Source organism: Streptomyces griseus subsp. griseus (assembly GCF_000720255.1).
GTDB lineage: Bacteria > Actinomycetota > Actinomycetes > Streptomycetales > Streptomycetaceae > Streptomyces > Streptomyces griseus_I.
On record NZ_JOJE01000025.1, the window covers coordinates 12,522 to 38,708 of the forward strand.

The window sequence follows — 26,187 nt, forward strand, 5'->3', positions numbered from 1 at the left end:
CGTGGGTCACAGTGGCCCCGATGAAGCGCATCGCCCGCCCGTACGCCCTGCTCTGCGCCCTCGTGCTGCTGGCGGCCACCTCCGCCTCAGAGGCGGCCGCGGGAGACGGTCCCGGGCCCCTCGGGGTGACCGTCGTGGCGGCGGCGACGGCTCAGGCCGACCAGGTCGGGGCGCTCTTCGACGCGGACCGGGCCGACCGGCTCGCCGGGGGGCACTTCTGCACCGCCTCCGTCGTCCACAGCCCGCACCACAACCTCGTCGTCACGGCCGCGCACTGCCTGGACGGGGCCGGGCACGGCGACCTCGTCTTCGTGCCCGGCTACCGGGACGGGCAGGCGCCGTACGGGGTGTGGCGGGTGAAGCGGCGGTTCCTGCCCGAGGGGTGGGCCAAGGAGGAGGACGAGGACAGCGACGTGGCGTTCGCGGTACTCGCCGAGGAGGGAGGCAAGGGCGTCGAGGACGTCGTCGGTGGCTTCACCTTCGCCACGGGGGTCGCCACCGGGGCCACCGCCGTCACCCTCACCGGCTATCCCGACGCCCGCGAGGTGCCTGTCCGCTGCACCAACAGGCCGATCCTGCACAGCCGCACCCAGCAGCGCGTCGACTGCCCCGACTTCACCGGCGGGACCAGCGGCAGCCCGTGGGTCAACGGGGACGGGCAGGTGGTGGGCGTCCTGGGCGGGCACGAGGAGGGCGGGGTGACTCCGGACGTCTCGTACAGCGTGGTGCTGGGCGCCGAGGCCCGGGAGCTGTACCGGGACGCGGCCGCGGACCCGTGAGGGGCGGGTGCCCCGCGCCGTCCGAACTGAGCCGTGTGGCATGGTCGTTCAGTGGACGCACTGAAGGCTCAGGACCCCGCGCGGATAGGCGCGCACACGCTCCTCGCCCGGCTCGGCGCAGGCGGCATGGGACAGGTCTACCTCGGACGCTCGCCCGGTGGGCGACTGGTGGCGATCAAGGTGATCCGGGACGAGATCACCGACCATCCGGAGGCGCTGGCGCGGTTCCGGCGCGAGGTGGAGACGGTGCGGGCGGTGCGGAGCGCGTACACGGCGAACCTCATCGACGCGTCGTTGGATGCGGCGCCGTACTGGCTGGCGACCGAGTATGTCTCGGGGCCGACCCTGAGCGAGGCGGTGCGGGAGCGGGGTCCGTTGCCCGCGGAGAGCGCGGGGCGGTTGTTCGCGGCTCTGGCCGAGGCCTTGGCGAGCGTCCACAGGTACGGAGTGACACACCGGGACTTCAAGCCCCAGAACGTGATCCTCTCCCCGCAGGGGCCCGTGCTCATCGACTTCGGCATCGCCCGTGGCGCGGCGGACACCGCCCTGACCCAGACCGGGTTCGCCCCGGGGACGCCCGGGTACACCGCCCCCGAGGTGATGATCAGCAATCAGGTGGGCGCGGCCGCGGACGTGTTCGCACTGGGGGCCACGCTCGCGTATGCCGCGACGGGGCGACCGCCTTTCGGCTCGGGGCCGACGCATGCCGTCTCGTACCGGGTGGTCCATGAGGACATAGACATAGACGGCGTCGAGCCGGAGCTCGCCGGGCTGATCCTGGAATGCGTGGCCAAGGATCCCGCTCAGCGGCTCGGACTGGATGCTGTCATCGCGCGCTGTGCGGTGTCCTCCGCGCTCGCCGAGGATTCGTTCTACGGGCGGCTCGCCGCCGACGCTACGGCCGTGCCGCAGGATCCCCGCAGTGCGATGGCGGCCGGACTGATTCCACCTGGGCACGGAGCGCCGACGCCGCCGGCGTACCCGCCGACCGCCGAGCCCGGGTACGTACCCACGGTCGCCCCCGCGTACGTGCCGACACTCGCGCCGTCGGCGACGGCCGTACCCGAGCGGCGCCGGTCGCGCCGTACGCCCTTGCTGGTGGCCCTCGCGGTCGTCATGGTGGCCGGGTCGGCGGCCCTGATGGCGCTGAAACCGTGGGACGGGGACCGCACCGAGGCGCGGGACACGGGCAAGTCGTCCGCGTCTCCGACCTCGAGCGCCGCGCCGCAGCGGGCACCGGAGTACATCCTGAACGACAGGGTCTCCCGGGACAGATGGACCTTGTCGCCCAATCCCGACGAGGCCGCATACGGCATGGGCAAGTGTCAGCAGATCGGTGCGGTCAGTCCGCGCGATGAGCTCCAGTACAGCGCGAAAGACGCTGACGACCCTGACTCCCCCACGGTCGCCAAGCGAGCGGAGATCAGCTTCAGGTTCAAGAACGCCGGGAACAACGGCAAGAGACCCGAGCCGTATTACGTCTCGCTGGGCGTGAAGCCCCCGCACGAGATCGACGCCGACACGGGCAAGCCGTACGACGTGATGATGGAGAGCAAGAACGTCGGCTATACGAGCAAGCCCGTGGACATCTACAAGCACTGGAAGGACGGCGGGTACGTAAAACTCACCTATCCCGACGACTTCCAGAGCCACTTCCCGAAGGACAAGGTCTACCCGGCGATCCCCGTGGCCAACGACCCGGGGGACTGGACCGCGGTTCTGTATCACGTGAAGAGCAGCCCGACCGATTACGAGAGCATCGGTTGCACCGGTTTCCGCGCGGGAAGCTCATAGACTGGCGCGGGCGGGATCCCGGCGGGTGAGGGGCGGTTGACGGTGCGTAAGGCGTGGATCGTGGCGGGCGCCGCAGCCGCGGCGGGGATCAGCTTCGTGATGCTGCTCGTCGTCGGCGTGTACGTCGTCGCCGGAAACGTGCTCAACAGCGGGGCCGGCAGGAGCGTAGGGCTCGCCAAGGGAGCGGTGCCGGCCGCCTATCGGGACCTCGTACAGAAGTGGGGCAATCTCTGCCCCGCCCTCAACCCCGCGCTGCTCGCGGCCCAGCTGTACCAGGAGAGCGGATTCAACCCGAACGCCAAGAGTCCGGCGAAGGCGGAGGGGATAGCGCAATTCATCCCGGGGACCTGGGCATCGCACGGGATCGACGGTGACGGCGACGGTGACCGCGACGTATGGGATCCGAATGACGCGATTCCATCGGCCGCGAAGTACGACTGCTCCCTCGCCTCGTACGTGAAGGACGTGCCCGGCGACCCGACCCACAACATGCTCGCGTCCTACAACGCCGGTGCCTACGCGGTCATCAAGTACGGGGGTGTGCCGCCGTACCGGGAGACCCAGAACTACGTGAAGACGATCACGACACTGGAGGAGAGCTTCGCCGCCCCCGCCACCCGCGTCGATCCGTCCGAGCAGGCCGCCGGAGCCATCTACTACGCGCAGAAGAAGCTCGGGACGCCGTATCTGTGGGGTGGGACCGGTACCGCTGAGCAGGGCGGACGGTTCGACTGTTCGGGGCTGACGCAGGCCGCGTACAAGAGTGTGGGGATCACGCTTCCGCGGGTGGCGAACGATCAGTACAACGCGGGGCCGCACCCCTCTCGGGACGAGCTGCTGCCGGGGGATCTGGTGTTCTTCTCGACCGATCCGAACAACTCCCGGGCCATCGATCACGTGGGGATCTACGTGGGGGGCGGGTACATGATCGACGCGCCCCGGACGGGGGCCGTGATCCGGTTCGATCCGATCGACACGCGCAAATACTTCGGCGCGACCCGGGTAACCGAAGATGGCGCGAAAGCGCTCCCCACGCACGTCTGAACCGAGGGGTGACCCGCCCGCTGAGCTGCGGCGATGGGTCTCTCTTCGATAACGTCTGGGTGATCATTCGGTGGAGAGTGGAACGTATCAATGAGGAGCGTGCGTTCCTGTTGTCGTAGCCGGTCGTACGTACGGGAACGGGCGCGGAAAACGGTCTACGCACCACGGGGGTGGTTGCAGGACCGGCACACATGGGACGTGTGCCGGGCAGAACACGACGAAGGGGCCGCAGCACCATGGCTGGACTCGCCGAATCCGGGTCGAACCCCGACGTCGACCTGCTCTATGACATCAACGGGCTCGCCAAGGACGCGCCGCACTGGCTCGACCGGGGCGTGGAGTTCGTCGGTGAGTACGGGCTGTTGCTCGCGATGGTCCTGCTGGTGCTGGGGTGCTGGTGGAGTGTGCGGCGCAACGGCAGGGGCGATGCGGCTTCGTCGGTCGCGGCCCTGGTGTGGGCGCCGCTGGCCGCCGCTGTGGCCGTGCTGGTGAACGTGCCGATCCGGGGGTTCGTGGAGCGGCCTCGGCCGTTCCTCGACCACCAGGGGCTGGAAGTGCTGATCTCCGGCAAGACCGACTACTCGTTCGTGAGTGACCACGCGACGATCACCATGGCGATGGCCGTGGGGTTGTTCGTCGCGAATCGGCGGTTCGGGGTGGTCGGGATCGGTGTCGCCCTGCTTGAGGGGTTCTGCCGGGTTTATATGGGTGTGCACTATCCGACCGATGTGGTTGGCGGGTTCGCGCTCGGGACCGCTGTGGCGCTTCTGCTGTCTCCGTTGGCGATGGCGTTGTTGACGCCGGTGGCCAGGGCTGTGGAGCGGTCGCCGAGGGTGGGGTGGCTCGTTCGGGCTCGGGGGACGTCGTACGACGGGCAGGGGTCGGTCGTCTCGGGGGCGCCCGGGGAGCGTGTGGGGGCCGAGGAGCGGGACCTCGCCGCATAGGGCGACGCCCCGCCCAGTCGACGGTTACAGCGCCTGTGGGTAGGTGAAGAAGCGGTTCGGGTCGTACTGCCGCTTCACCTGCGTCAGGCGCGTCGCCGCTTCGCCGTAGTACGCCTTGCGCCAGTTCGTCAGGGTCGGGTCCGTGTAGTTCTGGTAGGCCTCGCCGGAGGCATACGGCTGCATGGCCTTGTGGGCTGCTGTCAGCCAGGACTGGGCCGCCGTACCCGTGGTGCCCGTGCGCCAGGACGCTATGTACTGGGCCAGCATGCGGGAGCGGCGGTGGACGAAGGCCGTGGCGGTGGGGGAGACGCGGTTGACCGCTCCGCCGAGGGCCGTGAGGGCGATGCTGCCGGAGCCGCCCCGGACCGACCGGATCTGGGTGAGCAGCGTCTGGATGCCGGCGGCCGATATCGAGCGGTCGAAGAAGTCGGAGCGGGCCGCGTAGGTCTCCCGGCCCAGCGCGCCCTGCGGGGAGCGGCCCGGAGTCGAGCCCGGGAGGTGGCACTTGGCGTCGGTGGAGAAGGAGGAGCAGCCGGCGTAGATCTCCATCGCCTCCTCGTACCCGCGGCGGTGCAGGGAGACGCTGGTCGCGGGGGCGCCGACGCGGTCCGCGAGGCGGTCCACCGCGTTCTTCAGCTCGCCGTACGTACCGATGGAGAACGCGGCGACCGAGACCCGGGGCGTGCCGCCGGCGGAGCACTCCAGGTGCAGGGAGGACCAGATCTGGTCCGGCTGGCTCGGGCCCCACTCCTGCCAGGCCTTGACCACCGCGGCCGCCTTCGACCACGGCCAGGAGAGGTGGCCGGTCACGGCCTGCGGGGCGGGGTGGGTCCTGAAGCGCAGCTCGGTCACGACGCCGAAGTTGCCGTTGCCGGCGCCGCGCAGCGCCCAGAAGAGGTCCTTGTGGTCGGTGGCGTTCGCGGTGATCTGCTTGCCGTCGGCCGTGATCAGCGTGGCCTGGGTGAGGCTGTCGCAGGTCAGTCCGTACGCCCGGGACACCACGCCGTGGCCGCCGCCGAGGACCAGACCGGAGACGCCGACCGTCGGGCAGGATCCCGCCGGTATCGTCACGCCCTTCGCGGCGAGCGCGCGGTAGACGTCGATCAGCTTGGCGCCGGCGCCGACCACCGCCTCGTTGCCGGAGGCGCGCACCGTCTTGAGCCGGGAGACGTCGACGATCAGCCGGCCGTCGCCGGAGGACCAACCCGCGTAGGAGTGGCCGCCGTTGCGGATGGCGACCTTGACGCCGTGGGCGTGGGCGTACGACAGCACCGTGCGGACGTCGGCCGCGTGCGCGACGTAGGCGACCGCGGCCGGCTTCAGCCCGTCGAAGCGGGTGTTGTACAGCTGGCGGGCCGTCGCCCAGGAGGCGTCGCCGGGGCGGACCAGGGAGCCGTCCAGGTCGCGGGCGAGGGCCGCCCAGTTGGCTGCGGCCGTGGCCGCGGTGGTCCGCAGAGCGGAGTGGCCGGACGGGGTCGTCCCGTCGACGGTGCCCCGGCACGCGGCCGTCGCGACACCCGCGACAGCGGCCGTGCCGCCCCCGATGAAGATTCGCCGTTCCATGTCCTGCGCCTTCCGTCGGCTTCACGGAGCGAGACGGACCTGCGGCGCTCAGGGTTCCACGGGACGCTCAGCCTGCTGTGTGGGCCTTGGCGTCCGTCCGCGCCTGGCTTCTCGCCCGGCGGGCCGGGCCGCGCCAGCCGCAGGTGCAGCGAGCCAGACAGAAGGGTCCCTGCTCGACGGTGGTGGTGCGGTGCTCCTGGTCGGTCAGCGGAGGGGCCGACCTGTCCTGCTGCGTCACTCTGACAAGTTACCCAGCCCGGGTAAAGGGCTTGCATGCCCGGCGCAAGCCTTGCGCCACGCGTGACGGCCCTCCCTACCCGTCGTTAACCGGAAGGACGGGAGGTCCGTGACGAACGTACCGGCTGGGGGTCGGCGGGCGATGGGGCAGCGGCAGGGAGAGCACAGGCGGACGGTGGGCGGGGCGGTCGTCGCGGCGGGGCTGGTGGCCTGCGTCTGTGCCGGCGCCGCCGGGTGCTCCGGCAGCGGGGCCGCCGTGGAGGGCGTGCGCGGCGCGGGCGACCCGGTCAGGACGCTGCGCCACGCCGCCGACCGGCTGGTGGACGCCGGTACGTCCAAGGCCCGTACGTCGATGGAGATGGCCGCCGGCGGGACCCGGGTGACCATCCGTGGCCAGGGCGTCTACGACTACCGCCGGCAGCTGGGGCGGCTGAAGGTGGTGCTGCCGCAGGACCCGGCCGGGGAGACCGAGCACCGGCCCATCACCGAACTCCTCGCGCCCGGTGCCCTCTTCATGAAGAACCGGGGTGCCGGGGTGCCCGCCGACAAATGGGTGCGGGTGGAGACGGCGACGATCTCCGACGGGAACCTGGTGACGGGCGGCGCCACCGATCCGTTCGCCGCCGCGGAACTGCTGCGCGGCACGCGCACGGCGACGTACGTGGGCGAGACGGAGGTGGCGGGGGCCGAGGTGCGGCACTACCGGGGCGTCGCCGACCTCGCGGTGGCGGCGAAGGACGCCTCGGACAGTGGCCGGAAATCGCTGGCGGCGGCGGCGGAAGGGTTCGCCACGGCGCGGGTTCCGTTCGACGTCTACCTCGACGACGAGGGCCGCATCCGCAAGGTCCGGCACCGGTTCAGCTTCGTCAACGGGCAGCGCAAGAGCGCGGTGGCGGTCGCTTCGACGACGTTGCTGTACGACTTCGGGGCCCCCGTCGACGTAAGACTGCCGGCTGCCGGCGACATTTTCGCCGGGCGGATCGCTGAGGAGTGAGGAGGGCGTAAGGGTTTTCCCCAGGCTGGGGAGAACTAGCCCGTCCGTGCCATGCGCGGGGTGTAGGCCGCTCCCTACCCTAGGAAGTCGGTGACGGCAGAGAAGAGGTGATGCGCGTGGCTCCGGTCGGCGGTACGGCAGTTCAGGACCACGTGGCCCTCGCCGAGATCGAGCTGTGCGGTGACTTGATCATCGCGGCCTCCGCGGTGCAGGACCGGCTCAGTCTTGAAAGCATCGACGAGGTGCTGAGAGTGGCCGAATTGCGAGACGCCTCCGGTGGGTGAGCCGGGGGCGCCCCTTCGAGCCACGCGGACGCGCGTTCAGGTGCGCAGCAGGCGGCCGATGGCCTTCGTCGCCTCGGCCACCTTCGCGTCGATCTCGTCACCGCCCTTGACGGCCGCGTCGGCGACGCAGTGGCGCAGGTGCTCTTCCAGCAGTTGCAGGGCGAAGGACTGCAGGGCCTTGGTGGACGCGGAGACCTGGGTGAGTATGTCGATGCAGTACACGTCCTCGTCGACCATGCGCTGAAGGCCGCGGATCTGGCCCTCGATGCGGCGCAGACGTTTGAGGTGTTCGTCCTTCTGCTTGTGGTACCCGTGCACTCCGCGATCGTGATCGGTGGTGTCGGGGGAGGCGGAAGGAGGGGTGGAGGGCGCGTCGGCGCCGGCCTCGGTGGTCGTCATGGCGTCCTCCTGTGAACGGAAGGCAGGCAAGTGGTGAACAGATTGCGGACATATACCCCTGGTGGGTATATGTTAGCGAAGTTTGCCGGGTAGGGGACCCTTGGCCAGAGTCACTCTGCCCGATGGGCGACACTGATGGACGGCCCGTTTCCCGTGGCCGGATGATGCACCTAGCATCAGCCGTACCGAAACCGATGCACCCCGAGGACCCCACGTGCGCTTTCGTCTGACCCCCAGGGAGACGAGCTTCTACGACATGTTCGCCGCATCCGCGGACAACATCGTCACGGGCTCGAAGCTCCTGATGGAACTGCTCGGGGCGGACACCGCCGGCCGGGCCGAGATCGCAGAGCGTATGCGGGCCGCCGAACACGCCGGTGACGACGCCACCCACGCGATCTTCCACCAGCTGAACTCCTCCTTCATCACGCCCTTCGACCGCGAGGACATCTACAACCTCGCGTCGTGCCTCGACGACATCATGGACTTCATGGAGGAGGCCGTCGACCTGGTCGTCCTCTACAACGTCGAGGAATTGCCCAAGGGCGTCGAGCAGCAGATCGAGGTGCTGGCGCGGGCCGCGGAGCTGACGGCCGAGGCGATGCCGAACCTGCGGACCATGGAGAACCTGACCGAGTACTGGATCGAGGTCAACCGTCTCGAGAACCAGGCCGACCAGATACACCGCAAGCTGCTCGCCCACCTCTTCAACGGCAAGTACGACGCGATCGAGGTGCTGAAGCTCAAGCAGATCGTGGACGTGCTGGAGGAGGCGGCGGACGCGTTCGAGCACGTGGCGAACACGGTGGAGACCATCGCCGTCAAGGAGTCCTGAGCCCTTCATGGACACCTTCGCACTGGTCGCGACCGTCGGCGTCGCGCTCTTCTTCACGTACACCAACGGATTCCACGACTCGGCGAACGCCATCGCCACCTCGGTCTCGACGCGGGCGCTGACCCCACGCGCGGCGCTCGCCATGGCCGCTGTGATGAACCTCGCAGGTGCCTTCCTGGGGTCCGGTGTGGCCAAGACCGTCAGTGAGGGGCTGATCGAGACGCCCCACGGCTCGAAGGGGATGGGCATCCTCTTCGCGGCGCTGGTCGGCGCGATCACGTGGAACCTCATCACGTGGTACTTCGGGCTGCCGTCGTCCTCCTCCCACGCGCTGTTCGGCGGCATGGTGGGCGCCGCGCTCGCGGGCGGGACGACGGTGTACTGGGACGGGGTGCTGGAGAAGGTCGTCATCCCCATGTTCCTGTCGCCGGTCGTGGGTCTGATCGTCGGTTACCTGGTGATGACGGCGATCCTGTGGATCTTCCGCAAGGCCAACCCCCACAAGGCCAAGCGGGGCTTCCGCATAGCGCAGACCGTGTCGGCGGCCGGTATGGCGCTCGGACATGGTCTGCAGGACGCCCAGAAGACGATGGGCATCGTGGTGATGGCACTGGTCATCGCCGACGTCGAGACCTACGGCGATCCGATCCCGGTGTGGGTCAAGATCGTGTGCGCCGTGATGCTGTCGCTCGGTACGTACGCGGGCGGCTGGCGGATCATGCGGACACTGGGGCGGAAGATCATCGAGCTGGACCCGCCGCAGGGCTTCGCGGCGGAGACGACCGGCGCGTCGATCATGTTCACCACGGCGTTCCTGTTCAAGGCGCCGATCTCGACGACCCATGTGATCACTTCGGCGATCATGGGTGTGGGGGCGACGAAGCGGGTCAACGCGGTGCGCTGGGGCGTCGCCAAGAACATCGTCCTCGGGTGGTTCATCACGATGCCGGCCGCGGCGATCGTGGCCGCGGTGTCCTTCTGGATCGTGGACGTGCTGTTCCTGTAGCAGTCTCCGGTTACGAGACGGGCCCGCCCCCCGGGAGCCGGGGGGCGGGCCCTTCCACTGCCTCGCGATGGCACCGCCATGCAGCATCGCGAGGGGTCTTACCGGAGGGGACCGCTCAGCCGAAGCGGCCGGAGATGTAGTCCTCCGTGGCCTGGACGGAGGGGTTGGAGAAGATCCGCTCCGTCTCGTCGATCTCGATGAGCTTGCCGGGCTGGCCGACGGCGGCGAGGTTGAAGAACGCCGTGCGGTCCGAGACACGGGCCGCCTGCTGCATGTTGTGCGTCACGATGACGATCGTGAAGCGTTCCTTCAGCTCGCCGATCAGGTCCTCGATGGCGAGGGTCGAGATCGGGTCCAGGGCCGAGCAGGGCTCGTCCATCAGCAGCACGTTCGGCTCGACCGCGATCGCGCGGGCGATGCACAGACGCTGCTGCTGACCGCCGGACAGGCCCGAACCCGGCTTGTTCAGGCGGTCCTTCACCTCGTTCCAGAGGTTGGCGCCCTTGAGCGAGCGCTCGACGATGTCGCCGAGCTCGCTCTTCTTGTAGCTGCCGTTGAGCCGCAGGCCCGCCGCCACGTTGTCGAAGATGGACATCGTGGGGAACGGGTTCGGGCGCTGGAACACCATGCCCACCTCACGGCGCACGGAGACCGGGTCGATGCCCGCGCCGTAGAGGTCCTCGTCGTCGAGGAGCACCTTGCCCTCGACACGGCCGCCCGAGGTGACTTCGTGCATACGGTTGAGCGTGCGCAGGAACGTCGACTTGCCGCAGCCGGAGGGGCCGATGAAGGCCGTCACCGAGCGGGGCTCGACGGTCATCGAGATGTCCTCGATCGCCTTGTGGGAGCCGTAGTAGGCGGTCAGACCGCTCACGTCGATTCGCTTGGCCATGTTTTGCGTCACTTCCAGATTTCAGATCGGTCGCTGAGTGGCCGCGCGCTAGCGACCGGTCTTCGGGGCCTTCCAGCGGGCGATGCCGCGGGCCACCAGGTTGAGGATCATCACGAAGGCGATCAGCGTGAGGGACGCCGCCCAGGCACGGTCGTAGGCCGGCTGGGAGCCCGCGCTCTGCGCGTACTGCTGATAGATGTACAACGGCAGCGACGCCTGCGCACCCTCGAAGGGGTTGGCGTTGATGAACGGGTTGCCGAAGACCAGCAGCAGGACCGGAGCGGTCTCGCCGGCGATACGGGCGATCGACAGCATGATGCCGGTGACGATGCCGCCGATGGAGGTCGGCAGGACCACCTTCAGGATCGTGCGCCACTTCGGCACGCCCAGGGCGAGGGATGCCTCGCGCAGCTCGTTCGGGACGAGCTTGAGCATCTCCTCCGTGGAGCGGACCACGACCGGCATCATCAGGATGGCCAGGGCGAGGGAGCCGGCGAAGCCGAAGGGCTGAAGGTCGAGCATCAGCATCAGGCTGAGGATGAACAGACCGGCGACGATCGACGGGATGCCCGTCATCACGTCCACGAAGAAGGTGACGGCCTTGGCGAGGCTGCCGCGGCCGTATTCGACCAGGTAGATCGCGGTGAGCACGCCGATCGGCGCGCCGATCAGGGTGGCGAGACCGACCTGCTCCAGGCTGCCGAGGATGGCGTGGTAGATGCCACCGCCGGGCTCGGAGTCGGCGACGACACCCATGGAGTGGGTCAGGAAGTAGACGTCCAGGACCTTCACACCGCGCTGCACGGTCGCCCAGACCAGGGAGGCCAGCGGGACGACGGCGAGGATGAAGGCGACCCACACGAGGGCGGTCGCGATGCGGTCCTTGGCCTGGCGGCGGCCCTCGACGCGCGCGGCGATGCCGTACGTGCCCAGGAGGAACAGCAGGCCGGCGAGCAGGCCCCACTGGACCTCGCTGTCCAGGCCGGCCGCGAGACCGATGCCGATCCCGAGGGCGATCGAACCGGTGGCGATGGCCCAGGGGGACCACTTCGGCAGGCGGGCGCCGCGCAGGGTGCTGGGGCGCTTGTCGGCGACGAGTGCGGTGCTCATGCGTTGGCCCCCGAGTACTCCTTGCGGCGGGCGATGATCGCGCGGGCCGCGCCGTTGACCAGCAGGGTGATGACGAACAGGACCAGACCGGACGCGATCAGCGCGTCCCGGCCGAACTCCGTGGCCTCACTGAACTTGCTGGCGATGTTCTGGGCGAAGGTGCCGCCGCCCGGGTCGAGCAGGCTGGTCTGGATGGTGAAGCTCGGGGAGAGCACGGTGGCGACGGCCATCGTCTCGCCGAGCGCGCGGCCGAGGCCCAGCATCGACGCGGAGATCACACCGGAGCGGCCGAAGGGCAGGACCGCCATCCGGATCACTTCCCAGCGGGTGGCGCCGAGGGCGAGGGCCGCCTCCTCGTGCATCTGCGGGACCTGGCGGAAGACCTCGCGGCTGACGTTGGTGATGATCGGCAGGATCATGATCGCCAGCAGGACGCCCACGGTGAGCATCGATCGCGGGGGGCCGTCCTGCCAGGAGAAGACCCCGGTCCAGCCGAGGTAGTCGTTCAGCCAGCCGAAGAGGCCGTTCAGGTGCGGTACGAGGATCAGCGCGCCCCAGAGGCCGTACACGATGGACGGCACGGCGGCGAGCAGGTCGATCACGTAGGAGATGGGACCGCGCAGCCTGCGGGGGGCGTAGTGCGTGAGGAAGAGCGCGATGGCGACCGCGATCGGGACCGCGATGACCATGGCGATGATCGAGGAGACGACCGTGCCGAAGGCGAGGACGGCGATGCCGAAGACCGGTGGGACGGCGCCGGTGTTCCACTCGAAGGTCGTCAGGAAGTTGCCCTCGTCCTTGCTGATGGCGAGGGAGGCCCGGTAGGTGAGGAAGACCGCGATCGCGGCCATGATCACCAGCAGCAGGATGCCCGACCCGCGGGTGAGACCGAGGAAGATCCGGTCACCGGGTCGGGTGGCACCGCGGGCCGCGCGCTTCTGCTCGGTCACGGACGGCTGCGGGAGAGGGGGCGGGGACTGTGGTTTCTGTGTCGATATGTCCATCGGGTTCTCCGGTCTGCGGAGTCGCTCTGCCGAGCGGCTCGGGCGGGGCCGGAAAGGTGTGCGGCCCCTGGCGGCGGTGCACCGGACGGTGCGGTCCGGAACCGGGAGACCGGGGCCGGACCGCACCTTCAGATCAGCTCAGGCCCTCGATGGTGGTGCGGACCTTGGCGATGATGTCGGCGGGGATGGGGGCGTAGTTGATGCCGGAGAGGACGCCCTGGCCGTCCTCGCTGGCGATGTAGCGCAGGAACGCCTTGGTGGCGGGCAGCGTGTCGGCCTTGTTGCCCTTGTCGCAGACGATCTCGTAGGTGACCAGGGTGATCGGGTAGGCGCCGTCGGCCTTGGTCGCGTAGTTCAGCTTCAGCGACAGGTCGCTGCCGGTGCCGACGACCTTGGCGTCCGCGATGGCCTTGGTGGCACCGTCGGAGGAGGCCGTGACCGGGGCGGAGGCGCCCGTGTCGATGGCGACCGTGGACAGACCGTCCTTGGCGTACGACAGCTCCATGTAGCCGATGGCGCCGTTGGTCTGCTTCACGCCCTGGGCGACACCGGAGGAGCCGGACGCGGACTGGCCGCCGGGGGCGGTCCAGGCCTTGCCGCCCTCGTACTTCCAGTTGTCCGGGGTGGTGGCGATCAGGTACTTGGTGAAGTTGTCCGTGGTGCCGGACTCGTCCGAGCGGTGGAACGCCTGGATCTTCAGGCTGGGCAGCTTGGCCTTGGGGTTGAGCTTCTGGATCGCCGGGTCGTTCCAGGTCTTGATCTTGCCGCTGAAGATCTTGGCGATCGTCGGGGCGTCCAGGACCAGGTTGTCCACGCCGTCCAGCTTGTAGGCGATGGCGATCGGACCGCCGACCATCGGCAGGTCGATGCCCTGGCCGCCCTTGCAGACGCTCTTGGACGCGGCGACCTCTTCGGGCTTCAGCGCGGAGTCCGAACCGGCGAAGGCGACCTGGCCCTGGGTGAACGCGGTGACGCCGGCACCGGAGCCGCCGCCCTTGTAGTTGATCTGGACGCCGTTGCAGGCCTGCGTGAAGGCCTTCACCCAGGCGTCGATCGCGTTCTTCTGCGCGGACGAGCCGTCGGCCAGCAGCTGGCCCTTGGCGTCGTCGCACTTGACGTTTCCGGCCGGAGCGGAGGCCGCGGCGCTGCCGCCGCTCTTGCCGCCGGTGTCGTCGGAGCCGCACGCCGTGAGGGCCAGGGCGCCGGAGACGGCGAGAGCACCGAGGGAGAGGGCCCGCCGGTTCATGCGCTGAAGCTTCACTTGAGGAAAATCCTTCCAGGAGCCGCCGTCCTGAATTCGGCGGCGTGCGAAAGTCTGTGTTGTGCGGAGGCGTCCCGAATGGGCGCGATCCGCACCGCGTAAGGCCGAAATTAGGCAGAACAGATGAAGGCGCCGATGGCCGTGAATGAACGCCGGGTGAACCCCTGGAGACGGTGTGGTTAGGTCACGGAACGCTTACGTCGAGGACACGGGGCGATCCCGGACTATGCCAGATGCAGTTGGTTCAGAAGAGCGTCTACGAGGGTGCGGTCCCTCGGCTGGGTGAGGCGGGCCCGGGCCGTCGAGGGCGGCAGCCACAGGATGCGATCCACCTCGCCGGTCGGCGAGAACACACCCTCCAGGGCCTCGGCCGCCCAGTAACGCACCTGCTTCGGGCGGCCGTTCGCGAGGTAGCGGACGGTGGGAAGCCCCGCACCGGGCACAGCCCGGTAACCAGTCTCCTCCTCCACCTCCCGCAGCGCCCCCACGAGCGGGTCCTCACCCCGCTTGAGCTTGCCCTTGGGGTGCGACCAGTCGTCGTATTTCGGCCGGTGGACGAGACAGACCTCCAGCTCGCCGTCGACCGAGGAGCGGCGCCACAGGACGCAGCCGGCCGCGCGCACGGTGGTGTCATTCGATTCGGTCACAGGGCACCGCCTGCTTCCTTCTACGTCGTACGGACCGTGTCCTTCTGCCAGGAGCGCTGGAACGCGAACCGCGCCGCCTCCACCTCGTGCCGCTGGTCCGCGTGGAGCACGCCCAGCGCGTAGGCCGTCGCCGGGGCGATGCGAGGGGTCCGGGCGGCCTGTGCCGCGGCCGCCGCCGCCTCCGAGGCGTCCCGGTGCCGGTTGAGGGCCTGGCCCGAGGCGAGCAGACGTACGTCCATGGTCGCGTCGCCGCGCAGGACCTCCAGGGCGTAGCGGTGCAGCCGCAGCAGCAGGCGGACCTGGTGCCAGGGCGCGTCCTGCGGATGCGGGGCCGGGTCCGGGGACAGGCCGTGGACCAGGGCCTCCGCGTTGTAGGGGTGGCCGGCGGTCAGCAGGGGCAGGGCGGAGACCGCGTCGGTCAGACGCTCCTCCGCGGCCCTGGCGAGCGGGCGCAGGTCGGCGACGGTGGCCGCGACGGTCAGGGGGACCTCGCTGGCCAGTAAGGCGACCTTGTCGGCGACCGCGTGGAACCGGCTGGAGCCCAGCGCCTGAAGCGCCGTGGAGTGGGCCCGTGTCCGGGCCAGGGTGAGCTGGCGCTCCATCAGGGCGCCCGCCTTGGCGGCGCCCACCGTGAGGTTGCCGCGCTCCGGGGTGGCCGGTGGGGTGGGGGGACCGGCGTGGGCGGGGGCCGCCGTGCCCAGTCGTTCCGCCCCGGCGGTACGACTGCCCACCGCTACGCCGTTCTTCGACCGGCTCACCTCGACGCCCGCCGGACTCGAGGCCCGACCCGCCGCGCCCCCGTCAGGCTGACCAGGCAGTACGCCCGCCCCCGACAGCCGGTGCAGCGCCAGCAGCAGGCGCTCCAGGCGGGCCTCGCAGGCGTGCTCGAGGGCCAGGGTGCCCGACAGCCAGGCCAGTTCGGGGCGCATCTCCTCCGACCACTCGGCGTCGAGGAGCGGGCGGAAGGTGTGCAGGGTGGCGCTGATGCGCCGCGCCGAGCGGCGCAGGGCGAGCGCCGCGTCGACGGTCCCCTCCGCGGCGCCCGCGGCACCACCGGCCTCCCGGTGCAGCCGCAGCGCGCGGAGGAACTCCGTGGCCCGCGCCCGGAGGTAGCCCGCGAGGGCGTCCCCGGTCACCGGCCCGGTGGTGGGGTCCGTCGGGTCAAGGTGTTGCTGTGCCACGCCGGCGCCTCCGGGCGTCTATGAGCATCTCCTGGACGTTGCGCAGGGGCTGGCCGTCCGCGTCGGTCGCGTGCCGGGTCCACTCGCCGTCCGGACCCAGGTGCCAGGACGCGGTGCCGTCGGACATGCCGGTCTCCAGCAGCCGGTTGAGGGCCGCCCGGTGCGCCGGGTCGGTGACCCGGACCAGGGCCTCTATACGGCGGTCGAGATTGCGGTGCATCATGTCGGCGCTTCCGATCCACACCTCGGGTTCGCCGCCGTTGCCGAAGGCGAAGACGCGGGAGTGTTCGAGGAAGCGGCCGAGGATGGACCGTACCCGCATGTTCTCGGACAGGCCGGGGACGCCGGGCCGCAGTGCGCAGATGCCGCGCACCCACACGTCCACCGGCACGCCCGCCTGGGTCGCGCGGTACAGGGCGTCGATGAGCGCCTCGTCGACCATCGAGTTGACCTTGATGCGGACGAACGCCGGACGTCCGGCACGGTGGTGCTGGATCTCCTTGTCGATCCGGGCGATCAGGCCGTCACGAAGGGACTTGGGGGCGACCAGCAGCCGGCGGTAGGTCTCCCGGCGGGAGTAGCCGGAGAGACGGTTGAACAGGTCCGAGAGGTCCGCGCCGACCTGCGGGTCCGCCGTCAGCAGGCCCAGGTCCTCGTAGAGGCGGGCCGTCTTCGGGTGGTAGTTGCCGGTGCCGACGTGGCTGTAACGCCGTAGCGTCTCGCCCTCCTGGCGGACCACCAGCGACAGCTTGCAGTGCGTCTTCAGGCCCACCAGGCCGTAGACGACGTGGCAGCCGGCCTCCTCCAGCTTGCGCGCCCACTTGATGTTGGCGTGCTCGTCGAAGCGGGCCTTGATCTCGACCAGGACGAGGACCTGCTTGCCGGACTCGGCCGCGTCGATGAGGGCGTCGACTATGGGGGAGTCGCCGGAGGTCCGGTACAGGGTCTGCTTGATCGCGAGGACGTCCGGGTCGCCGGCCGCCTGCTCCAGGAACGCCTGCACGGAGGTGGAGAAGCTGTCGTACGGGTGGTGCAGCAGCACGTCCCGGTTGCGCAGCGCGGCGAAGATGTCGGGCGCGGACGCCGACTCCACCTCGGCCAGGTCGCGGTGGGTACCCGCGACGAACTTCGGGTACTTCAGCTCCGGCCGGTCGAGCGAGGCGATACGGAAGAGGCCCGTGAGGTCCAGGGGGCCCGGCAGCGGGTACACCTCGGCCTCGCTGATCTTCAGCTCCCGCACCAGCAGGTCGAGGACCTCGCGGTCGATCGACTCCTCCACCTCCAGGCGCACCGGTGGCCCGAAGCGGCGCCGCATGAGCTCCTTCTCCAGTGCCTGGAGCAGGTTCTCCGCGTCGTCCTCCTCGACCTCCAGGTCCTCGTTGCGGGTGAGCCGGAAGGCGTGGTGCTCCAGCACCTCCATGCCCGGGAACAGCTCCTCCAGGTGGGCTGCGATGACGTCCTCGACGGGGACGTAACGGCCCGGGGAGCTCTCCAGGAAGCGGGACAGCAGCGGCGGCACCTTCACGCGGGCGAAGTGCTTGTGGCCGCTGACGGGGTTGCGGACGACGACCGCGAGGTTGAGCGAGAGACCCGAGATGTACGGGAAGGGGTGCGCGGGGTCGACCGCCAGCGGGGTCAGGACGGGGAAGATCTGGTGCCGGAAGAGCGTGAAGAGGCGCGCCTGCTCCTTCTCCGCCAGCTCGCTCCAGCGGACCAGGTGGATGCCCTCTTCCGCGAGCGCGGGAGCGACGTCCTCGTGGTAGCAGGCGGAGTGCCGGGCCATCAGCTCCCGCGAGCGGGCCCAGATCATCTCCAGCACCTCGCGCGGCTGGAGGCCGGACGCGGAGCGCGTGGCGACGCCCGTGGCGATACGGCGCTTCAGACCGGCCACCCGGACCATGAAGAACTCGTCCAGGTTGCTGCCGAAGATCGCGAGGAAGTTCGCTCGTTCGAGGAGGGGGGTGTTGGGGTCCTCGGCGAGTTCCAGGACGCGCTCGTTGAACGCGAGCCAGCTGCGCTCCCGGTCGAGGAAACGACCCTGCGGCAGCTGGACCCCGTCCTGCTGCGACTCCTCGTACGCGTCGAGGTCTGCATCGATGTCGGGTTCCAGGTCGGAGACCGCGGCCGCGACGGTGTGCGGGCGGTGCGCGGCGATGGAGCCCACGGAGGGCTGCGGGTGCTGGACCTGTGCCTGGGTGTTCGGCTGGCTCATGGACCCATTCTTCCGCGCCAGCAGCGAGACAGGCGCGTCGGAACGTGCGGGCGGGAGCGCGGCGGCGTTCCCCTCGGGGGGCGGCGAGGGTTCGGGCACGACGGGGTTCATTGGCAGAGCTTCGCAAGCCCGTCTGAACCGATGGTTACGGAGACATGGCGTTCGGGATATCGCCGGACGGCTCACGGGGGTCCACGCGCGCGTGGAGGGGTGGCTCGCGGGTTGATTTCAGAGGGCTTACGTCCCTCCCCTACCGCGAGGCGGAGCGTCAGGGGAGGGACGTGAGCCGTGGCGCGCTCAGGCCGTGCCGCGACGCAGGAGGGCGAAGGCGGCGGTGGTGGCCGCGGCGGCGACCGCGAGGACGAGGCCGGTCTCCACGAGGTGCAGGGGCCAGAAGTGGGAGGCGGGGTGGAACGTGGCGTAGTAGCCGTCGGCGTCGCGGCCGCTCGCCACCTCCCATACGTCGTTCGGCAGCACGAGCGGCTTCGCCGAGGTGCGCGTCCGCGTCGGCCACAGCGCGTCGCGCAGGTGCTCCAGGACGAGGTTGAGCAGCCACATCGCCGCGCACGCCACGCCCAGGGCGGGCAGCGTGCGGCGCAGTACGAGCGCGGTGAGCGCACCGACCGCCAGGGCGCACAGGGCGTACGCCACCGCCGCCGGGCCGAGTGCGACGAACACGTCGGAGAAGGTCCAGCTGTCGCCCCACATCCAGTCCGGGTTCGCCGCCCAGCCCCACCGGAACGCCAGCACCAGGACCGTGCCGCCGAATGTGATGGCCGCGGCGGGCACGGCGAGCTTGGCGACCAGCCAGCGGGTGGGGGTCACTCCCTGCGTCCAGGCCAGCCGCGCGGTGCCGCTCTCCAGCTCGCGGCCGATCAGTGAGCCCGCGGCGAAGGCGGCGACGGCGAGGAAGCTGTAGCAGACGAGGGTGCCGGCGTGGTCGATCGCCCGGCTGTACAGGTAGGCGGCGTACGGGACGCTGCACATGTCGCGGGCCGGGTCGCAGTGGTCGTTCTCCTCCACCGCCCGTACGGAGGCCGCGGTGACCTGCGTGACGAACAGCAGCCAGACGATGACGGCCGCCACGAACGCGGCCCAGACGAGCAGGGCCGCGCGGTGCAGCCGCAGGACGGTGCCGGGAAGCCCCCCGACGGCGGGCGGACCCGGGGGACGGCTCGCGGTGGAGATCGCCTGGACCTGGGCGCTCATGCGGTGACCTCCGTGCCGATCCGGGCCGTGCCGGCGGTGTCCGTGCCGGAGGTGTCCGTGCTGGCGATGTCCGTGCTGGCGATGTCCGTGCCGGTCGTGCCGGTCGTGCCGGTCGTGCCGGTCGCGCCGGTCGCGCCGGTCGTGCCGGTCGTGCCGGTCCGCGCGGTGCCGGTGGCGCGCCGGAGCACCAGGAACGCGGCCGCGACGAGCAGACCCGTCAAGGCCAGGACCAGGGCGGTGGTGGTGAGCTGGAGCGGCCAGTACTGGGACATGGGGTGGTACGTGGTGTAGAAGCCGGTCGCGTGGAGCCGTTCGTACACCTCCGGGCAGCCGTTGACGGCCAACGGCCCGCAGCCGGGGTCGGCGATGTGCGCGCCGCCGGCGGTGACCAGGCCCGAGTCGACCTCGATGCCCCCGCCTGGGTAGCCCTCGACGAGGGGGTTCACGCTGGTCCTGGCGGGCCACAGGTACGGCATGGCCCACTGGGCGGCGCCCCACAGGACGGCCGTGGACAGCACGCCGACGACGAGCGCGGGCAGGGTGCGGCGCAGCGACACGCCCGCGAGGGCGCCGGCGGCCAGGCCGCACAGGGCCAGGGCGACGGTGGTGGGGCCGTTGGCGTGGAAGGTCCAGACGTCGTGCCAGTTCTTGGCGGTGTCGATACGGCCCCGACCCGCCGTCCAGGCCATGCGGTGGAGCACGAACAGCAGGCTCGCGCCCGCGGTGATCGCCGCGGCGGGCACGGCGAGCTTGGCGGCCAGCCAGCGGGTGGGGGGCACCGCCTGCGTCCACGCCAGGCGTGCGGTTCCGCTCTCCATCTCCCGGCCGACGAGGGCGGCGCCCGCCCAGGCGGCCAGCAGGAAGGGGAGCGCGGCGAGGGCGAGGGTGGAGTAGTTGTAGAGGTCCTTGTAGAGCAGGATCGCGTCCTGGTCGTAGGAGCAGCTCGGCGTCTCGATGGAGCACGCGTTGTACTCCCGCCAGCCCTGTGTGGCGGCGTCGGCCAGGGGGCCCCGCAGCGCGAGGAAGGCGGCGCCGAGGACGGTCACGAGACCGGCCCAGGCACCGAGCGCGGGTCTATGCAGCCGCAGCAGCCAGCGCACCATGTGGGGGCGAGTGACTGCCGCCTGCGGGTCGGAAGCGGTGAGGGGTGGTGCCGCCTGGAGGTCCGGAGCGGTGCTCGGGGTCATGCCGCGGCCTCCTCGGCGCGGTCCGGGACGGGTGCGAGGCCGGGGGCCTCGGGGTTGCGCAGGTAGGACAGGACGAGCTCCTCCAGGGTGGGCGTGCCGGTGCGCCATTCGTGAGGCAGCGGGCCCGCGGGGCGGATCAGCGCGCTGAGCTGGCGGCCGGTGGTGCGGGACTCGACGACGGTGTGCGGGGCGAGGTCGGTGTCCGCGGTGACGGCCACGCGCGTGTGGCCGGCCGTCAGCTCGTCGATCTCGCCCGCCAGCCGGACCCGGCCCCCGCCCATCAGCAACAGGTGGTCGCAGGAGTCCTCCAGCTCGGCCACCACGTGCGAGGACATCACGATCGTCGTGCCGTACTGGGCGGCCTGCGCCATCAGCGTGCCCATCAGTTGGTGCCGGGCCAGCGGGTCGAGGTCGGCCATCGGCTCGTCCAGGAGCAGCAGTTCGGGGCGTTTGCCGAGGGCCAGGGCGAGCGCCACGCGCGTGCGCTGTCCACCGGAGAGCGAGCGGATGCGGGCCCTCGGGTCGAGGTCGCCCGCGGCGACGATCCGGTCGGCGGTGACCTCGTCCCAGCGGCCGGGGTTGAGGTCGGCGCCCATGCGCAGCGTCTCGGCGACGCTGAGCTGTGGGTACAGCGGCTTGTCCTGGGCGACGTAGCCCACCCGCGCGCGGGCGGCGGCCGGGGTGGTGCCGAGGACGGTGACCGTGCCCTCGCTGGGGGCCAGCAGGCCGGCGGCCAGGGCGAGGAGCGTGGACTTGCCCGCTCCGTTGTGGCCGACGACCGCGCAGACCCGGCCGGCGGGGAGGTGGAACGTGCAGTCCTGCAGCGCCCGGCGACCGCGGCGGCCGAAGCGTTTGCCGAGGGCGGTCGCCTCCAGGGCCGGGGCCGGAACCGGGGCGGGGGCGGGGGTGGGGCGGTTGATTGGGCCCTCGGTACGGCCGGCGGTCGGGCGGTCGGTCGGGCGGTCGGTCGGGCGGTCGGTCCGGCGGTCGGTTGGTCCTTCGGTCGGGCCGTCGGTCCGCAGGTCGGTCGGGCCTTCGGTACGGCCGTCGGACCGGCCGTCGGCCGGGCCTTCGGGCCGGTCGGTGGGCGTGTCGGTCATGCGGGGTCCCCCTGGGAGTGCGTTTCGGCGACGGGAACGGGAACGGGAACGGGAACGGCGAAGCGTTCATCGAGCACGGAGGTGAAGAGCGCGGCCACGTCGTCCCGGTCCAGCCCTGCCTCGCGGGCCCGGTCGGCCCAGGCGTGCAGCTCCGCCCGCAGGGGGGAGTCCTCCGCCGCCACGGTGCCGAGCGAACGCCGTACGAAGGTGCCGAGACCCCGCCGCGCCTCGACCAACCCCTCGCGCTCCAGCTCGCGGTACGCCTTCAGCACGGTGTTCGGGTTGATGGCGGTGGCCTCCACGACCTCGCGAGCCGTCGGCAGCTGGTCGCCGGGCTGGAGCAGGCCCAGGCGCAGGGCCTGCTTGGTCTGCTGGACGATCTGGACGTAGGTGGCCACGCCGCTGTGCCGGTCGATGCGGTACTCGACCATCCGACCCACCACCCTTTCACTAATTGAGTAGTGAAAGGGTGGTGGGTGGGGCGGCCGTACGTCAAGAAAAATTCTCCCGGGATCCGTGAACCGATCGGCGGGGCTCGTGCGATGAGGGGTTGTGAGCGCAACGACGAGAAGTGACGGGGAGCTGCTGCGAGCCATCGCGGCGGACGGGGACCGTCATGCCTTCGAGGAGCTGTACCGGCGGTATGCGCCGTGGCTGACCGCACGCATGCGCAGCCGCTGCTCTGACGCCGGGGTGGTCGACGACGTCGTCCAGGAGACGTTCCTCGCGGTGTGGCGTGGCACCGCCCGTTACCGCGAGGAGGCCAGCGGCGACGCAGCCGGGTGGCTGTGGCGTATCGGATCGCGACGCCTGATCGACGCCCTGCGCGGCGACGGGGCGCGCGGCCGGCTGCGCCAGACACTGGCGCGGCTGCGCCACCGGGACGAGGCGTCGGCGGAGGAACGCGTGCTCGCGGGGGTGGAGCACGGAGACCTCGCGGGCGCCCTCATAAGGCTCTCACCGGAGCTGCGGGTCGTCCTCCAGGCGACGGTCATCGACGGGCTCACCACACGGGAGGCGGCCGTCCTGCTCGGCATCCCGCCCGGCACGGTCAAGACGCGGGCCCAACGCGCCCGCAAGCAAATGCGGGAGGCACTGGCATGAGGCGCGACACGAGCGGAGACCCCGGCCCGCGCGGATGCGTGCGGGGCGAGGGCCTGTGCATGCGGGGCGACGAGTCGAAGGAGGTGCCGGCATGACATGGCACGTGGCAGAAGAGGACCTGCGCGCCTACGCCCAGGGCGAGTTGGCGGCGCCGATGCTCTGGTCGGCCGACACACATCTCACCGCGTGCGCCGAGTGCCGGGCACGGCTCGCGGCGGTCGGCGACCCCGTCGCACTGGACGCCGGCTGGGAGCGGCTCGACGCCGAGCTGGACGCGCCGCGCCCCGGACTGCTGGAGGGGCTGCTGCTGCGGCTCGGCGTGGCCGGTCACACGGCACGGCTGCTGACCGCGACCCCGGTGCTGCGCCGCTCCTGGCTGCTGGCGGTGGCGTTCGTCCTCGGCCTGACCGTGCTCGCCGTGTACCTGGTGGACGAACCCGCCCTGTTCCTCGCACTCGCCCCACTGTTGCCGCTCGCGGGCGTGGCGTTGTCCTACGGCCCCGGGCTCGACCCGACCTACGAGATCGCCGTCGTCGCCCCGATGCACGGGTTCCGGCTGCTGATGGTCCGCACGGTCGCCGTATTGACCGCGGGCCTCGTGCTGAACGGCCTGGCGACCCTCGCGCTGCCGGAGTACGGACTGCTGGCCCTGACCTGGCTGCTGCCCGCCCTCGCCCTCACCGCGACGGGCCTGGCGCTGATGCCCAGGCTGGGTCCGGTCCTGGCGCCCGTCCTGGTGGGCGGGGCGTGGCTGACGCTGCTGGCGCTGGCGAAGCGGCACACTCACGGCACGCTCGTGCCCTTCACGACGGCCGGACAGTCCGCCGCGGCAGCGCTCGCGGTCCTCGCCGCCCTGTTGCTCTTCCAGGCACGCGACCGCTTCGACGCCCGCCCCACCGGCGGCTTCGCGGATGGGGGCGCCGCGTGACCACGCCCCCCGCCCCGTCCGCCCGCCGCACTCCCAGGAGCCCCGCATGACCACCGGCCCCCTCAACGACCCCGCCTCCGGCCCCACCACCGTCTCGGCCACCGGCCTGACCCTCCGCTACGGCGGCACGCGCGCCCTCGACGCCGTCTCGCTGGAGCTGACCCGTGGGGTGACCGGCCTCCTGGGCCCCAACGGCGCCGGCAAGACCAGCCTGCTGCGGGTACTCGCCACGGCCGTACCGCCGGACAGCGGCGCGTTCACCGTCCTGGGCCACGACCCGAGCACCACGAAGGGCCGCCTGGCGGCCCGCCGCACGCTCGGCTACCTGCCGCAGACCCCCGGCTTCCACCCCGACTTCACGGCCTTCGCCTTCGTCGACTACGTGGCGATCCTCAAGGAACTGACGGACCGCGCGGCCCGCCACCGCGAGGTGCGGCGCGTACTGGAGGCCGTCGACCTCGAAGACGTGCGCGGCAAGCGCATCAAGCGGCTCTCCGGAGGCATGCGGCAGCGAGTCGCGCTGGCCGCCGCCCTCGTCGGGGACCCGGAGTTCCTCGTCCTCGACGAGCCGACCGTCGGCCTGGACCCGGAACAGCGCATGCGGTTCCGCGAGTTGGTCGCCGAGGCGGGCGAGGGCCGCACGGTACTGCTCTCCACCCACCAGACGGAGGACGTGGCGATGCTCTGTCACCGAGTCGTCGTCCTCACCCACGGCCGCGTCCGCTTCGACGGCACCCCGGCCGAGCTGACCGCCCGTGCGGCCGGCCGGGTGTGGGTGAGCGCCCAGCGCGATCCGGGCGCGCTGGCAGGCTGGCGCACCGGCACCGGCACGTTCCGCAACATCGGCGAGCCGCCGACCGGTGCCGACCTGCTCGAACCCACCCTGGAGGACGGCTACCTGCTCGCCCTCGACGGCGAGAGCACCGAGGTGACGGCGTGAGCACCACGATCACCCGCCCCGCGCCCTCGGTCACCGAACCCGCACCCGAGCCCCGCCGCACGTCGGCCGTCCTCGACCTCGCCCGCTTCGAGGCGCGCGAGCTTCTGCTCCAGGTCCCGATCCTGGTCGTCTTCGGCCTCTACATCGTGTACGCGGGCCTTCGGCTGGTGACCCAGTCGGGCGGGACCGACGACTACCCGATCCTCAACCAGATCGACCGCGCCACCCAGGCCGCGCCCCTCTTCCCGGCCATCGCCCTGCTCATCTGTGTCAACTCGGCCGCACTGCGCTCCCGCAAGCACCACACCGCGCAGCAGTTCGAGGTCCACCCGATGGAGCCGTGGCGGCGCACGGTCGCCCACATACTCTCGGCCGTGCCGTACGCGGCGCTGACCGCCGTGGTGGTGGCCGTCGAGTACACCCGGGAGACGCTGAAGCCGGGGGCGATCGGTCATGGCTCGTTCGGCGAGCTGGCCGTGGGCCCGCTGGTCGTCCTGCTCGCCGGAGTGATGGGCGTCGTGCTGGCCCGTCTGCTGCCGTCGCCGTTCGTCCCGATGTTGTTCGTGATCGTCGGCTACCTGGGCATCGTGCTCGCCTCCGGGGCCGAGGCGGAGGGCCATCGCATCGGCTGGCTGTCACCGATCATCTTCCAGGACAACGGCGGCGACCCGGTCCCCGCCGACCTGCTGGGCCGCCTGGCCGGCTGGCACGCGCTGTATCTGGCGGGCCTGTGCGTCCTGCTGGCCTGTGTGGCGATCCTGGCCGCCGGCGGCCGGACCCGCGCCATCAAGGCGGCGACCGCGATCGCTGTCGCGGTGACGGCTGTGGGCGCGGTCGGGCAGGTCCCCGACTCGTCGGCCCTGGAGAAGGCACGGGAGACGGCGTCCAAGTCACCGGAGAAGGTCCAGTCGTGCGCCAGGTACGCCGGGTCGACGTACTGCTCGTTCCCCGAGTGGAACGGTGTGCGGGGGGAGTGGGGCGAGGTGGCCGCCCGCGTCCGGGCGGCTGCCGGGGGCCAGGCCGGGCAGACCCCGCTGACGGTGCGCCAGCGCATCGACACCAGCGGCGGTGTGGAATCCGATGCCTTTCTCAAGCCGTCCCGCACGCCGGGCCAGGTCACGGTCGGCACTCGCTGGGGTGGCAATCGCGTCCCCGAGTTCGCCGTGGCGGTCGCCTCCGTCCTGGTCGCGGGCACGGAGGACGAGGCCGGGACCATGTGCGACGCCCGCACGATCACCGTCATGTGGCTGGCCGTCGGCACTGCCCCGCACCCGCTGGACACCTTCCGCGATGTCCGGCTCGACGACTCCATCTCCGGTTCGGCGGTCATCCTGGCCCCCACGGAACCGCTGACCATGACCACCCAACAGACGTCGGTCGTCCGCGCGTTGCTCGACCGGCCGCGCGCCGAGGTGGAGGCCCGCGTCAAAGCCCACTGGACGGAACTGACGTCATCGAATACGACGACGGCCCAGGCGGCGAAGCTGCTCGGGGTCGAGGCACCGAAGGGGGCGGACGACTGTGAGGAGTGAT

Annotated in this window: 26 protein-coding genes; 12 read left to right on the forward strand and 14 right to left on the reverse strand. The window is 71.0% G+C overall.

Translation table 11 applies throughout. The features are described from left to right. Positions 1-20 precede the first annotated feature (20 nt). The 4 genes from IG99_RS28485 (at position 21) to IG99_RS28500 (ending at position 4,561) form a co-directional block, all read left to right on the forward strand. A complete protein-coding gene (locus IG99_RS28485) occupies positions 21-779 on the forward strand; it encodes a trypsin-like serine peptidase (protein ID WP_037678683.1) in 759 nt (252 codons plus the stop codon). A gap of 51 nt (positions 780-830) precedes the next feature. Continuing rightward, on the forward strand, positions 831-2,573 hold the full coding sequence (locus IG99_RS28490) for a serine/threonine-protein kinase (protein WP_051865988.1): 1,743 nt from the start codon (positions 831-833) through the stop codon (positions 2,571-2,573). A 36-nt stretch (positions 2,574-2,609) separates the two neighbouring features. Next, positions 2,610-3,617 carry a C40 family peptidase gene (locus IG99_RS28495; protein WP_037678686.1) on the forward strand — a complete coding sequence of 336 codons (1,008 nt, stop codon included), beginning with the start codon at positions 2,610-2,612 and terminating at the stop codon, positions 3,615-3,617. A 236-nt stretch (positions 3,618-3,853) separates the two neighbouring features. Continuing rightward, on the forward strand, positions 3,854-4,561 hold the full coding sequence (locus IG99_RS28500) for a phosphatase PAP2 family protein (RefSeq protein ID WP_037678689.1): 708 nt from the start codon (positions 3,854-3,856) through the stop codon (positions 4,559-4,561). A gap of 24 nt (positions 4,562-4,585) precedes the next feature. Here IG99_RS28500 and IG99_RS28505 read toward each other — a convergent pair whose 3' ends face one another. Both IG99_RS28505 and IG99_RS49030 read right to left on the reverse strand, forming a co-directional pair. Beyond that, positions 4,586-6,124 carry an FAD-binding oxidoreductase gene (locus tag IG99_RS28505; protein WP_037678691.1) on the reverse strand — a complete coding sequence of 513 codons (1,539 nt, stop codon included), beginning with the start codon at positions 6,122-6,124 and terminating at the stop codon, positions 4,586-4,588. 67 nt (positions 6,125-6,191) lie between these two features. Continuing rightward, entirely contained in the window at positions 6,192-6,362 is a 171-nt protein-coding gene (locus IG99_RS49030; RefSeq protein ID WP_158973261.1) for a hypothetical protein, read from the reverse strand. Positions 6,363-6,503: 141 nt separating this feature from the next. On the opposite strand from IG99_RS49030, the gene IG99_RS28510 reads away from it, so the two are divergent. Both IG99_RS28510 and IG99_RS49685 read left to right on the forward strand, forming a co-directional pair. Next, positions 6,504-7,355, forward strand: coding sequence for an SCO4651 family lipoprotein (locus tag IG99_RS28510; protein WP_037678694.1), 852 nt, complete (start codon positions 6,504-6,506; stop codon positions 7,353-7,355). 110 nt (positions 7,356-7,465) lie between these two features. Next, positions 7,466-7,639, forward strand: coding sequence for a hypothetical protein (locus IG99_RS49685; RefSeq protein ID WP_199815614.1), 174 nt, complete (start codon positions 7,466-7,468; stop codon positions 7,637-7,639). A 36-nt stretch (positions 7,640-7,675) separates the two neighbouring features. Here the strand turns inward: IG99_RS49685 and IG99_RS28515 are convergent, their stop codons facing one another. Continuing rightward, positions 7,676-8,038, reverse strand: coding sequence for a metal-sensitive transcriptional regulator (locus tag IG99_RS28515; protein ID WP_037678697.1), 363 nt, complete (start codon positions 8,036-8,038; stop codon positions 7,676-7,678). A 214-nt stretch (positions 8,039-8,252) separates the two neighbouring features. Between IG99_RS28515 and IG99_RS28520 the strand changes: the two genes are divergently transcribed. Both IG99_RS28520 and IG99_RS28525 read left to right on the forward strand, forming a co-directional pair. Continuing rightward, positions 8,253-8,873 (forward strand): DUF47 domain-containing protein, encoded by a 621-nt coding sequence (locus IG99_RS28520; RefSeq protein ID WP_037678700.1) that lies wholly within the window; start codon positions 8,253-8,255, stop codon positions 8,871-8,873. Positions 8,874-8,880: 7 nt separating this feature from the next. Continuing rightward, on the forward strand, positions 8,881-9,879 hold the full coding sequence (locus IG99_RS28525; protein ID WP_037678704.1) for an inorganic phosphate transporter: 999 nt from the start codon (positions 8,881-8,883) through the stop codon (positions 9,877-9,879). A gap of 115 nt (positions 9,880-9,994) precedes the next feature. Here IG99_RS28525 and pstB read toward each other — a convergent pair whose 3' ends face one another. From pstB to IG99_RS28580, 11 genes are all read right to left on the reverse strand, one after another. Continuing rightward, positions 9,995-10,771, reverse strand: coding sequence for a phosphate ABC transporter ATP-binding protein PstB (gene pstB / locus IG99_RS28530; RefSeq protein ID WP_037678707.1), 777 nt, complete (start codon positions 10,769-10,771; stop codon positions 9,995-9,997). 48 nt (positions 10,772-10,819) lie between these two features. Next, a complete protein-coding gene (gene pstA, locus IG99_RS28535; RefSeq protein WP_037678709.1) occupies positions 10,820-11,881 on the reverse strand; it encodes a phosphate ABC transporter permease PstA in 1,062 nt (353 codons plus the stop codon). Next, on the reverse strand, positions 11,878-12,885 hold the full coding sequence (gene pstC / locus IG99_RS28540; RefSeq protein WP_037678710.1) for a phosphate ABC transporter permease subunit PstC: 1,008 nt from the start codon (positions 12,883-12,885) through the stop codon (positions 11,878-11,880). Before pstC ends, pstA begins: the two co-directional genes overlap by 4 nt. Positions 12,886-13,018: 133 nt before the next feature. Further along, the gene (pstS, locus tag IG99_RS28545) at positions 13,019-14,146 is read right to left on the reverse strand and encodes a phosphate ABC transporter substrate-binding protein PstS (protein ID WP_037678711.1); all 1,128 of its coding nucleotides are present in this window, start codon (positions 14,144-14,146) and stop codon (positions 13,019-13,021) included. A gap of 224 nt (positions 14,147-14,370) precedes the next feature. Beyond that, the gene (locus IG99_RS28550; RefSeq protein ID WP_037678712.1) at positions 14,371-14,793 is read right to left on the reverse strand and encodes an NUDIX hydrolase; all 423 of its coding nucleotides are present in this window, start codon (positions 14,791-14,793) and stop codon (positions 14,371-14,373) included. 20 nt (positions 14,794-14,813) lie between these two features. Beyond that, the gene (locus tag IG99_RS28555) at positions 14,814-15,974 is read right to left on the reverse strand and encodes a CHAD domain-containing protein (protein WP_037678713.1); all 1,161 of its coding nucleotides are present in this window, start codon (positions 15,972-15,974) and stop codon (positions 14,814-14,816) included. Next, entirely contained in the window at positions 15,955-18,297 is a 2,343-nt protein-coding gene (locus IG99_RS28560) for an RNA degradosome polyphosphate kinase (RefSeq protein WP_107056044.1), read from the reverse strand. Before IG99_RS28560 ends, IG99_RS28555 begins: the two co-directional genes overlap by 20 nt. 186 nt (positions 18,298-18,483) lie before the next feature. Then, entirely contained in the window at positions 18,484-19,395 is a 912-nt protein-coding gene (locus tag IG99_RS28565; RefSeq protein WP_063768341.1) for an ABC transporter permease, read from the reverse strand. After that, positions 19,392-20,582, reverse strand: coding sequence for an ABC transporter permease subunit (locus IG99_RS28570; RefSeq protein WP_063768342.1), 1,191 nt, complete (start codon positions 20,580-20,582; stop codon positions 19,392-19,394). The genes IG99_RS28565 and IG99_RS28570 overlap by 4 nt, the downstream gene beginning before the upstream one ends. Further along, the gene (locus IG99_RS28575; RefSeq protein ID WP_234311984.1) at positions 20,579-21,682 is read right to left on the reverse strand and encodes an ATP-binding cassette domain-containing protein; all 1,104 of its coding nucleotides are present in this window, start codon (positions 21,680-21,682) and stop codon (positions 20,579-20,581) included. The genes IG99_RS28570 and IG99_RS28575 overlap by 4 nt, the downstream gene beginning before the upstream one ends. Beyond that, positions 21,679-22,113: a GntR family transcriptional regulator gene (locus IG99_RS28580; protein ID WP_037678715.1), complete on the reverse strand. Its 435-nt coding sequence runs from the start codon at positions 22,111-22,113 to the stop codon at positions 21,679-21,681. Before IG99_RS28580 ends, IG99_RS28575 begins: the two co-directional genes overlap by 4 nt. A 121-nt stretch (positions 22,114-22,234) precedes the next feature. On the opposite strand from IG99_RS28580, the gene IG99_RS28585 reads away from it, so the two are divergent. From IG99_RS28585 to IG99_RS28600, 4 genes are all read left to right on the forward strand, one after another. Beyond that, the gene (locus IG99_RS28585) at positions 22,235-22,786 is read left to right on the forward strand and encodes an RNA polymerase sigma factor (protein ID WP_037678717.1); all 552 of its coding nucleotides are present in this window, start codon (positions 22,235-22,237) and stop codon (positions 22,784-22,786) included. A gap of 91 nt (positions 22,787-22,877) precedes the next feature. After that, positions 22,878-23,714, forward strand: a complete 837-nt coding sequence (locus tag IG99_RS28590) for an anti-sigma factor (protein WP_037678719.1) — start codon at positions 22,878-22,880, stop codon at positions 23,712-23,714. A gap of 46 nt (positions 23,715-23,760) precedes the next feature. Continuing rightward, on the forward strand, positions 23,761-24,654 hold the full coding sequence (locus tag IG99_RS28595; protein WP_051865990.1) for an ABC transporter ATP-binding protein: 894 nt from the start codon (positions 23,761-23,763) through the stop codon (positions 24,652-24,654). After that, positions 24,651-26,186, forward strand: a complete 1,536-nt coding sequence (locus IG99_RS28600; RefSeq protein WP_037678720.1) for a hypothetical protein — start codon at positions 24,651-24,653, stop codon at positions 26,184-26,186. The genes IG99_RS28595 and IG99_RS28600 overlap by 4 nt, the downstream gene beginning before the upstream one ends. Position 26,187 lies beyond the last annotated feature (1 nt).